Source organism: Arthrobacter sp. 05T442, from assembly GCF_056395945.1.
The window spans coordinates 16011-28913 of record NZ_JBFTKM010000028.1 but is presented as its reverse complement, the minus strand read 5'-3'; the positions used below and the strand labels follow the sequence as shown (position 1 = coordinate 28913).

Below are 12903 nucleotides of genomic sequence, written 5' to 3'. Positions count from 1 at the left end.
ACCCCAAATAGCCATTCGATAACTCCTTCAATGTCAACGGACCCGAACGAGGTCGGCATCCCCAGCGGCCTCCGGCGTCTCCGGAAGATCCATTGCCCCCAAGCTACCGTGCCCGGCAAAAAAGTGTCGATGGGCACCCCTGCCCATCCCGAAGGTGCCGGACAGTCGACAGCTGGGGAGGTCGGCGGCTACTTGCCGAAACTGCGCAGCCGCAGCGAGTTAACCACCACGAGCACGGAGCTGGCGGCCATCGCGGCACCCGCGACCATCGGATTCAGCAGCCCCAGGGCGGCCACGGGGATGCCCACAGCGTTGTAGAAGAAGGCCCAGAACAGGTTTGTCTTGATGGTCGACAGGGTGCGGCGGGACAGCTCGATGGCCTGCGCCACCTGTCCGAGCTCGTTGCCCATGACCGTCAGATCGGCTGCCTCGATGGCGACATCCGTGCCCGAGCCCATCGCGATCCCGAGATCGGCCTGGGCCAGCGCCGCGGCGTCGTTCACTCCGTCGCCGGCCATCGCCACAATGGCGCCGGCCGCCTGGAACTTCCGCACAGCCCCAACCTTGGCCTCCGGCAGAACGCCGGCGAAGACATCAACAGGTGCGATCCCGACGGCGGCGGCCACCTGGGCGGCCACTGCGGCGTTGTCTCCGGTGAGCAGGACCGGCCGGAGCCCAAGCCGGCGAAGGCGGCCGATCGCGGCAGCCGAGCCGGGCTTGAGCGTGTCCCGGAGAGTGATGATGCCCGCGGCTTCCCCGTCCACGGCAACCCAGATCGCTGTGGCCCCGGAGTCCTCTGCTGTGCGGAAGGCAGCCTGCTGCCCCGCGGACAGCGTGACGCCGTTCTCCTGCAGCCAGCCCGTGCGGCCCGCGGTGACGAGGTGTCCTTCCACGGTGCCCTGGACACCGCCGCCGGGGGCGGAGCGGAAGCCGGCGACGGCGGGGAGGCGGCCGCCGTCGTCGGGCCGGATTCCCGCGGACCGGGCCGCCGCGGCGATGGCGTGGGCGATCGGGTGCTCGGAGGCGGACTCCACGGCCCCGGCAAGCCGCAGGACCTCGTCCTGGCCGAACGTGCCGAACGCCTGCGTGATGTCCACGGCGAGGTGGCCGGTGGTGACCGTGCCGGTCTTGTCCAGCAGGATAGTGTCCACCGTCCGCGTGTCTTCGAGGACCTGGGGTCCCTTGATCAGGATTCCCAGCTCGGCTCCCCGGCCGGTTCCGGTGAGGATCCCCACGGGAGTGGCCAAGCCCAGGGCGCAGGGGCAGGCGATGACCAGGACGGCAACGGCGGCCGTGAAGGCGGCGCGGAGTCCGGCGTCGGTGACGACCGGCCCGGCCGTGAGCAGCCATGCGCCGAAGGTGACCACGGAGATCGCCAGCACCACGGGCACGAAGACGGCGCTGATGCGGTCCGCGAGGCGCGCGATAGGGGCCTTTCCGGTCTGGGCTTGGGAGACGAGCCGGCCCATCTGGGCCAGGGTGGTCTCGGCGCCGACGCGCGTGGCGCGGACCAGGAGGCGGCCGGAGGTGTTGATGGTGGCGCCAATGACAGTGCTGTCCGGCCCGACTTCGACCGGCACGGATTCGCCGGTGACAAGGGAGGCGTCCACGGCCGACGCGCCTTCGATGACGACGCCGTCGGTGGCGATCTTCTCGCCTGGACGGACCACAAGGACGTCTCCCACCCCGAGCTGGGCCGCAGGGATCTTGCACTCGCCGCCGTCCCGGAGAACAGTGGCGTCCTTGGCGCCGAGATCCAGCAGTGTCTTGAGGGCGTCGCCGGCCTTCCGCTTGGCACTGGCCTCAAGATAGCGGCCCAGCAGCAAGAACGTGGTGACGACCGACGCGACCTCGAAGTAGAGGCCGCCGGCGCCCGGCTCCGTGCCTGCCATGCCCGGGTCCGCCGTCAGCATGGGCGAGGCGAGCAGTTGCCAGGCCGAGAAGACGAACGCCGCAGTCACGCCGATCGACACCAGGGTGTCCATGGTGGAGGCGAAATGCCGGGCGTTGACCGCCGCAGCCCGGTGGAACGGCCATGCCGCCCAGCTGACCACTGGGAACGCGAGGGCGCCCGCCACCCAGCCCCAGTTGGCGAACTGGAAGGCCGGGAGCATCGAGATCAGGAATACGGGGACGGTCAGGACTGCTGCCAGGATCAGCCGCGGGCGCAGCATGGCGGCTGTTCCCGTTGTTGAGGCGGCTGTGCCACCCGGGATTTCGACAGGTCCGACCCTAGGCCCGGCGTATTTGGCCGGCCGGACCGTGGCCCTGTAACCGGCTGCGGCGACCGTTGCGGTGATCTGTTCGTCCGTGATCGCCGCGGGGACGGTGACGTGGGCCGACTCGAGGGGCAGGTTGACGGAGGCTTCAACACCGTCGAGCTTTCCGAGTTTCCGCTCGACCCGGCTGACGCAGGACGCGCACGTCATGCCCTCAATATCGAGTTCAATCACCCGGCTCCGGGCCTGGTCCAGCAGTTGCTCGTTGCTCATGGTTCCTCCTGTCCTCAAGGGGTGCCGGCCGGTGGCGGGCCCGGTTCCTACGCTTCGTTGGCGACCACCATGTAGCCCGCCTCGGCGATGGCTTCACCGATCTCGGACGACGACAGGGCATTGCTGGAGGTGATGGTCACGGTGGAGATCCCGCCGGCATTGAGGTCGACGTCCACCTTGTCGACGCCGGCCAGCGACTCGAGTTCTTCACTGACCGAGGACACGCAGTGGCCGCAGGTCATGCCGGAAACGCTGACGGTGGTGGAAACGGTGCTCATGGCTGGCTCCTTGTCGTTGGGCCGGCTGTGGTTCACCGGCCCGGTGGTGTGTGGGGTGCAGTTACCGCAGCAGGCGGCCGATGGCGTCGGTCGCCTCCTTGACCTTGAATTCGATGGCCGCCGCCCGCAATGCCGGATCGGGCTCGGAGGCCGCACCGACGACGCAGTGGCCGATGTGATCCTCCACGAGGCCCAGGCTGACGGCGTGGAGGGCTTTGGTGACGGCTGCGACCTGGGTCAGGATGTCGATGCAGTACTTGTCCTCCTCGACCATCCTGGCGATGCCGCGCACCTGGCCTTCGATCCGCTTCAGGCGCAGCAGGTAGGCGTCCTTGTTGGGGGAGTAGCCGTGATGCAGCTCGGTGTCCCCGGGTTCCACTGCGGGAGCTTCGGACTCGTTCATTTCCCCAACATATACCCCCTAGGGGTATGTTTCAAGGCGCGCGTTGGGGAGAGCGGCGCCGAGGAAACTGGCTGCAGCGCTCCGGACATTAAAGAGCTCCGGAGTGCGTTATTGGGGGATACGCACTCCGGAGCAGCTATGGGGTAAGCGGTGAAGCTCGCTTACGAATTCGAGCTTACTCGGCGGTAAGGGGATAGCGCCAGCACGGCGAATAACTACTTTCGCTTTATTTTTCCGTGCCCGGTTCGGGGCCGGAATCCGGCTCGATCCCGGGGCTGGCGGGGGACGCCGTCGCTGGGCCAGGGGCCTGGGGACAGGGGCGCGGGGTCAGTCGCCCGGTGCCGCACGGCGGTGATGCGTCGCGGGCGCCGGGACAATCAAAATGGGATGCTGTTGATGGTGGCTCAGCCACGCGGCCACGGAACCGTTGAGCGCCGCCGTGATGCGGTGTCCAAGCCCGTGTTCCGGGGTTCCGACGATGATCATGCCGGCGTTGGTCTCGGCCGCCAGGCGGCCGATCGCACGGGCGGGGTCCCCGGCCAGGGTTCGGAGTGTCCAGTCGATTCCCAGGCCTTCGCAGGCCGCCTCTATGGTGGACCGCAGCTCCTGGGTCACCGCCCGGATCGTGTCGTCGTCGGCGTCCGGATGCAGGGAGAGACGGTGGGCGGACCGCGCCGGGTCCCATTCGACGAGGTAGCTGGCCTCATCCACGAAGGCGCAGATCATGGGCACCGCGAGGCTTTTTGCCAGCGATGTCGCGGTCCGCAGCACCTCCGGATGCTGTCCGGGGAGCACGCCCACGACTAAGGGGGACGGGCCGGTGATGTGCTCTGAAGACATACTCAATTGTTGGGCCCGTCGCCGGGCCTGAACAGGGCCATACTTCCCGATCTTCGTGCAGGTGGCGCGGCCGCCGGCTCCGCGTTGAGGCTGGGCGCGCGGGGCTGCTATTGAAGACTTCCGGGGCGGTGCCTAACGTTGAAGGCAAAGGAAGAGGTGCTGTCGTGGAGATCTTCATGTGGTGGCTGGATCTGGAGCTCGGGTGCAAGGAGTGGCTGCGCGAAAACCTGCGTGCCAGCGAAATGCCGCTCACGGTGTTGCAGGGCATCGCGGAGGCCGGGGGACCCCACCCGGACAACGTCGCCGGGGTGCTCACTGACGCCGACTGGGACTTCATCGAGACGCAGTCGGAGTTCGTGGACTGATTTCCGCTGCCGGGCCGGCGGGACGATTGCCGCAGATTAACCATTGCGGCGTCCGTGCCGGAGTGGTTGCATGGGGGGCATGTCTACCGCAGAGAGTTACGTCCTGGCGATCGGAACCAAGAAGGGGCTGTGGCTTGCCACAAGCCAGGACCGAAAGGACTGGTCCCTTTCCGGCCCGCATTTCCTGATGAGCGAGATCCCCAGCATCGGCATCGACACCCGCGGCGGCCGCACCCGGATCCTGGTCGGGGTCCGTTCCGAGCACTGGGGCCCCACCGTCTTCCACTCCGATGACCTGGGCGGGACGTGGAATGAGCCCGAGCAGGGCGCCATCCGGTTCCCCGAGGACACGGAATCCGCGCTGGAGCGTGTTTGGCAGATCTACCCTGACGCCGAATCGCGCCCTGGCGTGGTGTGGGCTGGCTGCGAGCCGATCTCCGTCTGGAAATCCACGGACGGCGGTGAGCACTTCGAACTCAACCGTGGCCTCTGGGACCATCCGCACCGGAGCGAATGGGGTGCGGGCTACGGCGGTGCCGCGGCCCACTCGATCGTCGTGGACCCCTCGGGGGAGAAGGTGCACATTGCGATGAGCACCGGCGGCGTTTACCGTTCGCTCGACGGCGGCTCCACCTGGATGGCCCGCAACAAGGGGATTTCCGCGCGCTTCATGCCGGACCCTTACCCCGAATTCGGCCAGTGCGTCCATAAGATCGCGGCTGACGCCGCCGTTGACGGCCGGTTGTACGCCCAAAACCATCACGGCGTCTACCGCAGCGACGACGACGCCGAGACCTGGGAATCGATTGCCGAAGGGCTCCCCGCGGACTTTGGTTTCGTGATGCTGACGCATCCGCGCCGCGCGGGCACGGCGTGGGTGATTCCGCTGAAGGCCGACGGCGAAAGGATTCCGCCGGACGGCAAGCTGGCGGTCCACCGTACGGATGACGCCGGGGGCAGCTGGAAACGGCTCGACGCCGGCCTTCCCGCTGCCGAATACAACTCGGTGCTGCGCGATGCCGCCTGCGTCGATTCGGCGGAACCGGCAGGCGTCTACTTCGGGACACGCGGCGGCAGCGTCTACGCCAGCGCCGACGAGGGCGAACATTTCACCGAGGTGGCCTCGCACCTGCCGGACGTGCTGTGCGTCCGGGCGGCCGCGGTCTCCCCTGCCGTGCTTCCGGTTCTTCCGTGACCGCATGAGCGGGGCAGAGATCACTGTGGTGCTGCCGAGCGTCCTTCAGCCACTCGCCGGCGGGCAGTCGCTGCTGACTGCGCCCGCCGAGGAGGCCGTGACGGTGGGGCGCCTGCTGGACGCGGTGACGGGGGATTATCCGGCGCTCTCACGGCGGCTTCGGGACGAAACCGGGACCATCCGCCGTTACGTGAATATATACGTCAACGGGAATGAAATCCGGCGGTTGCAGGGCCTCGAGACAGCGGTGGTACCGGGCCAGGAGGTCCTGATCATCCAGTCCGTCGCGGGAGGCTGACGCCTCAGGCCACCCGCCAGACGGTGCACTCGTCCGCGTTGATGGCCTTGCGCAGGCCGGAGTGCCGGTCCATGATCCAGACGACGCCGATCCCGGGAGCCGTCTCCTGGACCCGGCCGCGGCGGATCACGACGTCGTCGTAGTTCGGGCCCACGCGCAGGCGGGCTTCGATCTCGTCGCCGCGGTGCAGCTGGTCCAGGGCGCGGATACGGGTCACATGGGCTTTGGCTTCCTTCAACATGGAGTGCCTCCCGAACTGGAGCTGGTGCCTGCTATTGCCGGCCCTTCCAGTGTCCGGTGCCAATGTTGCGGCCGCGTTTCGCCAAGGTAAGGGGTGGGTTAGCTTTCCGGGCCGGCGAGGTTTCAGCCCGCCGGGGGATCGACTTGGGGGCGCGCCCGGGCCAGAATAGGCCCTATGCGACTGCCGCTGATGCCCCCAATCGCGCCGATGCTGGCCAAGGCCGTCAGCGCGCTGCCCGAGGGGCCGCTAAGTTTCGAGCCCAAGTGGGACGGATTCCGGTCCATCATCTTCCGCGACGGGGAGGAGGTGGAAATCGGCAGCCGCAACGGCAGGCCGCTCACCCGCTACTTCCCGGAGCTCGTGGACGCACTGAAGGCGAACCTGCCGCCGCGATGTGTGCTCGACGGCGAAATCATCCTGGTCGGCGCCTCGGGGGACAGGCTCGACTTCGATGCGCTCCAGCAGCGGATCCACCCCGCGGCGAGTCGGGTCCTGCTGCTCGCCGGACAGACCCCGGCGAGCTTCGTCGCCTTCGATCTGCTCGCCCTCGATGACGAGGACTTCACTGCCCGTCCCTTCGCCGAGCGGCGGGACACGCTGGAGCGCGTGCTCGCGCACAGCTCCCCGCCGGTCCACGTGACGTCGGCGACCCGGGACAGGGGCACGGCCGGACTGTGGTTCCGTCAGTTTGAGGGGGCGGGCCTGGACGGGATTGTGGCCAAGGCGTTGGACGGGCCCTACCAGCCGGACAAGCGCGCGATGTTCAAGCTCAAGCATGAGCGCACCGCTGACTGTGTCCTGGCCGGTTACCGGGTGCACGCTTCCGGCCCGGACCGGATCGGTTCCCTGCTCCTGGGCCTTTATGACGAAGACGGCGGCCTCGCCAGCGTGGGGGTCGCGGGAGCCTTTCCGCTGCAGCGCCGCAAAGAGCTCTTCGAGGAACTCCAGCCGCTGGTCACCGGCTTGGATGCGCACCCCTGGGCCGCAGCCCGGCAGGAGGCGGGCATCCGGACACCCAGGAACGCCGAGGGAAGCAGGTGGAGCGGGGGCAAGGACCTGGCGTTCACGCCGCTCCGGCCGGAACGGGTTGTGGAAGTCAAATACGACCATATGGAAGGGCCGCGGTTCCGTCACACGGCGCAGTTCGTGCGTTGGCGGCCCGACCGGGATCCGCGCTCGTGCACCTACGGGCAGCTTGAGGAGCCGGTCAGCTACGAGCTCGCCGAGGTGCTGGGGGCCGGCAGCAGTTAGGCGCGGCCGGTCCCCCTGCGCTCCCTCCCGGTTGCTTATCCAGGAGTGCCCCGACACACCGAAAAGCCCGGCGTGTCCTGTGGACACACCGGGCAATCCGGCCGGCAAGCGGGAAGGAACGCGGCGGCCGGCTTAGCGCAGGCCGAGTTCCTTGGTCGGAACCTTGAAGGTTTCCTTGGCGGTGAGCGCCGAGACGGCTGCGATGACGCAGATGACAGCGGTGAAGACGCTGATCTGGACCCAGCCGCCACGCTGGATGCCGCCCATGGCTGCCACGATCGTCGGTGCGAACCCGGCCATCAGGAAGCCAAGCTGCGTGCCGATCGCAAGGCCGGAGAAGCGGACCTTCGTGCTGAACATCTCGGCGTAGAAGGAAGGCCAGACCGCGTTCGAGGCCGCGTAGCCGAAGGAGAAGAAGCCGATCGCGGCCAGGAACATCAACGGGGTGCTGTGGGATTCGAGGCTCAGCAGGAACACGGGTGTCAGGACGGCACTGGACAGCGCGCCGTAGATGAAGACCGGCTTGCGGCCGATCCTGTCCGCCAGCTTGCCGAAGAGCGGCTGCGTGCCCAGTGCCACCAGGTTGGCGCCGACCACGAGCCACAGCGTCGTGGTCCCGTCCACGCCGGCGACGTTCTTGGCGTAGCTGATGGCCAGCGTGCCGAAGACGGTGGAGACTGCGGCAATGAACGCACAGGCGATGACGCGGAGGACGTCGCGCCAGTGGTACTTAAGGAGGTCGGCAACCGGGAGCTTGGCGATCTGTGCGGACTTCTGCGCTTCTTCGAACGCCGGCGGCTCGTGCAGGGTGCGCCGGATGAAGAACGCGACCATGACCACGACGGCGCTGAGCCAGAACGGGATGCGCCAGCCGATGCCGTACTTGACCTCGTCGGGCAGTGCCAGCACCGGGATGAAGACGAGAGCTGCAAGGATCTGGCCGCCTTGGGTTCCGGTCAGGGTCCAGGAGGTGAAGAAGGAGCGGCGGTTGTCCGGAGCATGCTCCAGCGTCATTGATGACGCCCCGGCCTGCTCGCCGGCTGCGGACAGGCCCTGGCAAAGGCGCGCCAGGACCAGGAGCACCGGAGCCCACCAGCCCACGGTCTTGAAGTCGGGCAGGCAGCCGATCACGAAAGTGGAGGCGCCCATCAGCAGCAGTGTGAACATGAGGACCTTCCGGCGCCCCACCCTGTCTCCAAAGTGTCCAAGGATGACGGCGCCGATGGGGCGGGCCACGTAGGCGAAACCGAAGGTCGCGAAGGACATGATCGACGCGTTGGTGTCCGCATCGGGGAAGAAGACCTTGGGGAAGATCAGCGCTGCCGCCGAACCGAAGATGAAGAAGTCGTAATACTCGACGGCGCTACCGAGGAAGCTGGCGAGGGCCGCCTTCTTTGGCGTCCCGCCGGTGACGGTACCCGGCGTCGTGGACGGCAGTGTCTGGCTCATGGTGTTCCTTATGTGTGACGACGTTGTCGCGGATGGATCGGGAAGGTCCGACTGCCACCGGCCTATGTCCGGGACAGCGGGAGGTCCGTGGAAAAACCCGGAATAGTAGCCGCATGGTGGGAGCTACTTGTGCGATGTAGCAATCATGGCTGTGAGCGCGATCACTTGTCAAGAAAAATAATCACCATCTAGAAATAGCTCTCACCATGTGAGAACATCGACCTATGAGTGTGAATCAAGACACAGAAGCTGCCGAGGCCGCCGGCCACCCCCGCGGGTCCGTTCCGGAGGCGCCCAGGCCGGCCAGGGAGGACAACCGTACGGACATGGTGGGCAAGGCCCTGGGCCTGCTCGTCCTCCTGGGTGACGAGCCGCGCGGCGCCAGTGCCGCGGAGCTGTCGCGCCGGGCCGAGTTGCCGTTCAGTACCACCTACCGCCTGCTCGGTTCCCTGACGCGGGACGGGTTCGTGGACTACGAGCCCGACGGCCGCCGGTACCACCTGGGGCTGCGCGTCTTTCAGCTGGGCCAGCGGGTCTCAAACCACCACGGCTTTGCCGGCACTGCGCTGCCGATCCTGCGGCGCGTGACGGAACAGTCGGGGGAGGCCACGATCCTGTCGGTCCGCGACGGCAACCACCACCTGACCGTGAACAAGGTGGACGGGCCGCAGACCTTCCGTGTCACGAGTGATCCGGGGCACCTGGGCGCCCTGCACACAACGTCCGTGGGCAAGGCGCTCGTGGCTTTTGCCGATGATGCCACCCGCATCCGGCTGGAGGAAGAGCTGGAGTTGGAGCCGCTGACGGAGTTCTCCATTACCGACCGCGACGCCTTCCGGGCCGAGATTGGGCTGATCCGGCGCCGCGGCTACGCCACGATGGATGAGGAAAACGAGCTCGGCATGCGCGCCATCGCGGTGCCGGTCTTCAACTCCCAGGGCCACGCGTTCGCGTCTCTCGCCACCGCAGTGCCGGTGTTCCGGATGAGCATGGAAGCCCTCGTGGCACTGGTTCCGCTGCTCCAGTCGGCCGCGGCCGAGCTGTCCGCGCGGTTGCCCCAGCAGTGAGCGGCCCGGCAGTGGGGTCCCCGGATACGCCCGCCGAAGCGGGCGACGGTTTCCGCCGCCGTAATGCTTTGTTCGTAATAAGAACATCAGTGCAACATGTGAACATTTCCTGTACTGTCATTCCTGTCACCCGGCCCGCCGCCGTCGCACTGCGCGTCCCGGCCTGCCAGGTGCCGTTGTCAAAGGAGCTAAACGGATGAGCAATCGAGCAGAGTCCTTCCTCGTGGGCCTGGTAGGAGACGGCGTCATGCCGTCCCTGACGCCCTACATGCACGAACGCGAAGGCGATGTGCAGGGCCTGCGGTACCTCTACCGGCCCATCGACCTCCTCGAACTCGGCCTGCCCGGCCAGTCCGTGGGGACGCTCCTCGCCGGAGCCCGCCAGCTCGGCTTCAACGGACTCAACATCACCCACCCTTGCAAGCAGCTCGTCCTGGAACACCTGGATGAGGTCACCGCCGATGCCCGGCGCCTTGGCGCGGTCAACACCGTCGTCATCCGGGACGGCCGCTTCATCGGCCACAACACCGACTTCTCCGGCTTCGCGGCGGCACTGGCGTCCGGCCTCCCCGGCGCGGCGCTGGGCCGCGTCGTCCAGCTGGGCGCGGGCGGCGCCGGTTCCGCCGTCGCCTACGCCCTGCTTACCGCCGGCGTCCGCGAACTGGACCTCGTGGACACCGACGCCGCCCGCTGCGCGGCACGCGCCGCCGAACTTTCGGGCTTCTTCCCGGACCAGAAGATCACGGCCCGGACGACGGCGGAGCTGCCGCAGCTGATGCCGCATGCCGACGGCCTGGTGCACTGCACCCCGGTGGGTATGGCCGCCCATCCCGGAGTTCCATTGGACATGTCCCTCGTCGAGCCCCGGCACTGGGTCGCCGACATCGTGTACCGGCCGATCGACACCGAACTCGTCCGGGTTGCCCGGGCCAAGGGCTGCAAGGTGCTCGACGGCGGCCGCATGGCGGTAGGGCAGGCGGCGGACGCCTTCCGGATCTTCACCGGGCTGGACGCCGACGCGGACCGGATGCGCGCCCACTTCCTGGAACTCGTGGCCGCGGAAGAGGTGGCGGCCTGATGCGTACCGGAATCGCCACAGTCTGCCTCTCCGGCACGTTGCGGGAAAAGATGCAGGCCTGTGCGGTGGCCGGCTTCGACGGGATCGAAATCTTCGAACAAGACCTCGTGACGTCCGCGCTGAGCCCGGAAGATGTCCGCAAGCTGGCCGCCGACCTCGGTCTCGGCCTGGATCTCTACCAGCCGTTCCGCGACTTCGACTCCGTTCCCGAGGAACTTCTCGCCGCCAACCTGCGCCGCGCCGACGCCAAATTCCGCCTGATGTCCCGCCTGGGCATGGACACGATCCTGGTCTGCTCAAACGTGGGCACCGCGACCATTGACGACGATGAACTCCGGGCCGCCCAGCTCGCGCGGCTCGCCGCCCTCGCAGGGGACCACGGCGTGAAGGTCGCCTATGAGGCCCTTGCCTGGGGCAAGTACGTCAACGACTACGAACACGCCCATCGCCTCGTGGACATGGTGGACCACCCTAACCTGGGCACGTGCCTGGACTCGTTCCACATCCTGTCCCGCGACTGGGACACCGCGCCCATCGAGGTGTTCAACCCGGACAAGATCTTCTTCGTCCAGGTGGCCGATGCCCCCAAGCTGTCCATGGACGTGCTGTCCTGGAGCCGGCACTACCGCGTCTTCCCGGGCGAGGGGCAGTTCGACCTCGCCAAGTTCATGGGCCACGTGGTCCGGGCGGGCTACGCCGGACCGGTCTCGCTCGAGGTCTTCAACGACGTCTTCCGCCAGTCCGACGTCGAGCGCACCGCCGTCGATGCCATGCGGTCGCTGATCTGGCTCGAAGAGCAGAGCGCCCACTGGCTCCAGGAGAACCCTGCGCCTGGCGCCGGAGGGGCAGGCAACGCCGCGGGGGCCGGCCGCCGTCGCTACCCGATGGAACTGGCCACCCTCCCGCAGGTGGCGGAACCGGCGGGCTTCAACTTCGCCGAGGTCCGGGCCGCGGACACGTCCGGACTGGAAACCCTGCTGGGCCAGCTGGGCTTCGCGTTTAACGGGCGCCACCGGACCAAGAACGTGCAATTGTGGACCATGGGCCACGCGCGCGTGATCATCAATGAGGAACCGGCCGGGAGCTCCGGGGCCGGGTCCGCGCCTGCCATTTCCGCCGTGGGGTTCGATGTCGGTTCCCCCGTCATTGCCGCCGCCCGCGCCCAGCAGCTCAAGGCCCCGGCAGTTCCCCGCAAGAGCCAGGCCGACGAGGAAGTCTTCCAGGGCTTCGCCGCACCTGACTCCACCGAGATTTTCCTGTGCCAGGGCAGCCCGGACGGCACGGCTGCCTGGACCCGGGAATTTGGCGAAAAGCTGGAACCGCCGGCGCCCGGCCGTGCGGGCGATCCCGGTGCCGTGATCGACCACGTCAACCTGGCGCAGCCCTGGCAGCACTTCGACGAGGCCGTGTTGTTCTACACGAGCGCACTGGCCCTGGAGCCTCAGCCGTACGCGGAAGTTGCAAGCCCTACCGGGCTGGTCCGTTCGCAGGTGATGCTCACGGCGGACCGGAGCGTCCGCCTCGTGCTGAACCTGGCGCCCCTCCTCCACCAGGACGGCGGTACGGAATCCGGCGGCACCGGACAGCGCCGGACGTACCAGGAACACGTTGCCTTCGCGGTGGATGATCTTGTCGCCACGGCCCGGGCTGCCAGGGACCGCGGCCTGGACTTCTTGCAGATCCCGGCGAACTACTACGAGGACCTTGACGCGCGGTTCGCGCTGGAGCCGGACTTCCTCGCCACGCTCCGGGAACTGAACCTGCTCTACGACCGCGACGCCGACGGCGAGTTCCTGCACTTCTACACCGCCACAGTCGGAAGCGTGTTTTTCGAAATGGTCGAACGCCGCGGAGCCTACGACGGCTACGGCGCCCCCAACGCCCCGGTGCGGCACGCGATTCAGTACGACCACCTGCACCAGCTCAATCTCACCACCTGACCCATC

General features: G+C 67.7%; 13 protein-coding genes. 7 read left to right on the top strand and 6 right to left on the bottom strand.

Annotation, left to right across the window (positions count from 1 at the left end; all coding sequences use genetic code 11):
• Nucleotides 1–188: 188 nt before the first annotated feature.
• The 4 genes from AC1DES_RS18125 to AC1DES_RS18110 form a co-directional block, all read right to left on the bottom strand.
• A complete protein-coding gene (locus AC1DES_RS18125; RefSeq protein ID WP_476897094.1) occupies nt 189–2492 on the bottom strand; it encodes a heavy metal translocating P-type ATPase in 2304 nt (767 codons plus the stop codon).
• 47 nt (nt 2493–2539) lie between these two features.
• Nucleotides 2540–2770, bottom strand: a complete 231-nt coding sequence (locus AC1DES_RS18120; RefSeq protein WP_476897093.1) for a heavy-metal-associated domain-containing protein — start codon at nt 2768–2770, stop codon at nt 2540–2542.
• 61 nt (nt 2771–2831) lie between these two features.
• Complete coding sequence (locus AC1DES_RS18115; RefSeq protein ID WP_476897092.1) at nt 2832–3173, bottom strand: metal-sensitive transcriptional regulator; 342 nt, start codon at nt 3171–3173, stop codon at nt 2832–2834.
• A gap of 327 nt (nt 3174–3500) precedes the next feature.
• Complete coding sequence (locus AC1DES_RS18110; RefSeq protein WP_476897091.1) at nt 3501–4013, bottom strand: universal stress protein; 513 nt, start codon at nt 4011–4013, stop codon at nt 3501–3503.
• A 164-nt stretch (nt 4014–4177) separates the two neighbouring features.
• Here AC1DES_RS18110 and AC1DES_RS18105 point away from each other — a divergent pair, with 164 nt between their 5' ends.
• The 3 genes from AC1DES_RS18105 to AC1DES_RS18095 all read left to right on the top strand — a co-directional run bounded on the left by AC1DES_RS18105 (nt 4178) and on the right by AC1DES_RS18095 (nt 5871).
• Nucleotides 4178–4378 carry a hypothetical protein gene (locus AC1DES_RS18105; protein ID WP_476897090.1) on the top strand — a complete coding sequence of 67 codons (201 nt, stop codon included), beginning with the start codon at nt 4178–4180 and terminating at the stop codon, nt 4376–4378.
• Between the two features lie 70 nt (nt 4379–4448).
• Nucleotides 4449–5573 (top strand): WD40/YVTN/BNR-like repeat-containing protein, encoded by a 1125-nt coding sequence (locus AC1DES_RS18100; RefSeq protein ID WP_476897089.1) that lies wholly within the window; start codon nt 4449–4451, stop codon nt 5571–5573.
• A gap of 4 nt (nt 5574–5577) precedes the next feature.
• Nucleotides 5578–5871 carry a MoaD/ThiS family protein gene (locus AC1DES_RS18095; protein WP_476897088.1) on the top strand — a complete coding sequence of 98 codons (294 nt, stop codon included), beginning with the start codon at nt 5578–5580 and terminating at the stop codon, nt 5869–5871.
• Between the two features lie 4 nt (nt 5872–5875).
• Here the strand turns inward: AC1DES_RS18095 and AC1DES_RS18090 are convergent, their stop codons facing one another.
• Entirely contained in the window at nt 5876–6112 is a 237-nt protein-coding gene (locus AC1DES_RS18090) for a hypothetical protein (protein ID WP_476897087.1), read from the bottom strand.
• A gap of 174 nt (nt 6113–6286) precedes the next feature.
• Between AC1DES_RS18090 and AC1DES_RS18085 the strand changes: the two genes are divergently transcribed.
• Nucleotides 6287–7363, top strand: a complete 1077-nt coding sequence (locus AC1DES_RS18085) for an ATP-dependent DNA ligase (RefSeq protein WP_476897086.1) — start codon at nt 6287–6289, stop codon at nt 7361–7363.
• A 132-nt stretch (nt 7364–7495) separates the two neighbouring features.
• On the opposite strand, the gene AC1DES_RS18080 is transcribed toward AC1DES_RS18085, so the two are convergent.
• A complete protein-coding gene (locus tag AC1DES_RS18080) occupies nt 7496–8812 on the bottom strand; it encodes an MFS transporter (RefSeq protein ID WP_476897085.1) in 1317 nt (438 codons plus the stop codon).
• Between the two features lie 224 nt (nt 8813–9036).
• Between AC1DES_RS18080 and AC1DES_RS18075 the strand changes: the two genes are divergently transcribed.
• From AC1DES_RS18075 to AC1DES_RS18065, 3 genes are all read left to right on the top strand, one after another.
• On the top strand, nt 9037–9879 hold the full coding sequence (locus tag AC1DES_RS18075) for an IclR family transcriptional regulator (protein ID WP_476897084.1): 843 nt from the start codon (nt 9037–9039) through the stop codon (nt 9877–9879).
• 196 nt (nt 9880–10075) lie between these two features.
• Nucleotides 10076–10957 carry a shikimate dehydrogenase gene (locus AC1DES_RS18070; protein WP_476897083.1) on the top strand — a complete coding sequence of 294 codons (882 nt, stop codon included), beginning with the start codon at nt 10076–10078 and terminating at the stop codon, nt 10955–10957.
• The gene (locus tag AC1DES_RS18065) at nt 10957–12897 is read left to right on the top strand and encodes a bifunctional sugar phosphate isomerase/epimerase/4-hydroxyphenylpyruvate dioxygenase family protein (protein ID WP_476897082.1); all 1941 of its coding nucleotides are present in this window, start codon (nt 10957–10959) and stop codon (nt 12895–12897) included. The genes AC1DES_RS18070 and AC1DES_RS18065 overlap by 1 nt, the downstream gene beginning before the upstream one ends.
• The last annotated feature ends 6 nt before the right edge of the window (nt 12898–12903 follow it).

Bases quoted from the DNA above. Each gene is read 5' to 3' on its own strand.
- AC1DES_RS18110 (WP_476897091.1), bottom strand. From the start codon at position 4,013: ATGTCTTCAGAGCACATCACCGGCCCGTCCCCCTTAGTCGTGGGCGTG.
- AC1DES_RS18095 (WP_476897088.1), top strand. From the start codon at position 5,578: ATGAGCGGGGCAGAGATCACTGTGGTGCTGCCGAGCGTCCTTCAGCCA.
- AC1DES_RS18075 (WP_476897084.1), top strand. From the start codon at position 9,037: ATGAGTGTGAATCAAGACACAGAAGCTGCCGAGGCCGCCGGCCACCCC.
- AC1DES_RS18125 (WP_476897094.1), bottom strand. From the start codon at position 2,492: ATGAGCAACGAGCAACTGCTGGACCAGGCCCGGAGCCGGGTGATTGAA.
- AC1DES_RS18090 (WP_476897087.1), bottom strand. From the start codon at position 6,112: ATGTTGAAGGAAGCCAAAGCCCATGTGACCCGTATCCGCGCCCTGGAC.
- AC1DES_RS18065 (WP_476897082.1), top strand. From the start codon at position 10,957: ATGCGTACCGGAATCGCCACAGTCTGCCTCTCCGGCACGTTGCGGGAA.
- AC1DES_RS18070 (WP_476897083.1), top strand. From the start codon at position 10,076: ATGAGCAATCGAGCAGAGTCCTTCCTCGTGGGCCTGGTAGGAGACGGC.
- AC1DES_RS18100 (WP_476897089.1), top strand. From the start codon at position 4,449: ATGGGGGGCATGTCTACCGCAGAGAGTTACGTCCTGGCGATCGGAACC.
- AC1DES_RS18080 (WP_476897085.1), bottom strand. From the start codon at position 8,812: ATGAGCCAGACACTGCCGTCCACGACGCCGGGTACCGTCACCGGCGGG.
- AC1DES_RS18115 (WP_476897092.1), bottom strand. From the start codon at position 3,173: ATGAACGAGTCCGAAGCTCCCGCAGTGGAACCCGGGGACACCGAGCTG.
- AC1DES_RS18120 (WP_476897093.1), bottom strand. From the start codon at position 2,770: ATGAGCACCGTTTCCACCACCGTCAGCGTTTCCGGCATGACCTGCGGC.
- AC1DES_RS18085 (WP_476897086.1), top strand. From the start codon at position 6,287: ATGCGACTGCCGCTGATGCCCCCAATCGCGCCGATGCTGGCCAAGGCC.